Below are 716 nucleotides of genomic sequence, written 5' to 3' on the forward strand. Positions count from 1 at the left end.
CTGGACGTGGACCATTTCAAGACCGTCAACGATGTGCATGGGCACGATCAGGGCGATGCAGTGCTGCGCGAACTGTCCACGTTGTTGCGTGCGCATATGGCCGGTGCCGGCACCATCGCCCGCTATGGCGGCGAGGAATTCGTGTTGCTGCTCCCCAATGCGGATCTGCTGCAGGCACGCGTGCAATGCGAGTACCTGCGCCAGAGCGTGGCGGCGATGACGATCGCACTGCCGGTGACGGTGAGTGTCGGTGTGGCGACCTTGTACCCGCAGGAAAGCGTGGAGGCGGTGATCAAGCGCGCCGACCAGGCCTTGTATGCGGCCAAGCGCGGCGGGCGCGATCAGGTGGTTGCGCTGGAGTAGGGGGCGCGTGGTTGCCCGCTTGCAGATGCAGGTGGCCTGGCAAGGGATGGGAGGTTGATTGCCGCGCGTCGGGATGCCGGTGCCGCGCGATGCAGTTTGAACGCCAGCGTGCGTGAACGCAGCGGCCGCTGGTGAGGAAGCGTGGTCTCCCATCGCGCTGTGCAATCAGTCGACGATATTCTTCGCCTCGGCTGTGCCGAGCAATTCCGGGTGCACGACCGCGCGCCGACGCTCCAGCACCGGATGCAGGAACACCGCGCCGAGAATGATCGCCACGCCGAGGTAGAACTGCAGGGTCAGTTCGCGTTGTTCGCCCAGCAGTGCGATCGCCAGCACGATGGCGTAGACCGGTT

Annotated in this window: 1 protein-coding gene and 1 pseudogene; one reads left to right on the forward strand and one right to left on the reverse strand. The window is 65.1% G+C overall.

Annotated features, from left to right (window positions below; all coding sequences use genetic code 11):
• A partial coding sequence (locus XAXN_RS19755; RefSeq protein ID WP_134984939.1) for a GGDEF domain-containing protein occupies positions 1-363 on the forward strand: 363 nt, incomplete at its 5' end.
• Between the two features lie 165 nt (positions 364-528).
• Here XAXN_RS19755 and XAXN_RS19760 read toward each other — a convergent pair.
• Positions 529-716, reverse strand: a pseudogene (locus tag XAXN_RS19760) (EamA family transporter); the annotation flags it as partial.

It is taken from the genome of Xanthomonas axonopodis (genome assembly GCF_001304695.1).
GTDB lineage: Bacteria > Pseudomonadota > Gammaproteobacteria > Xanthomonadales > Xanthomonadaceae > Xanthomonas > Xanthomonas axonopodis.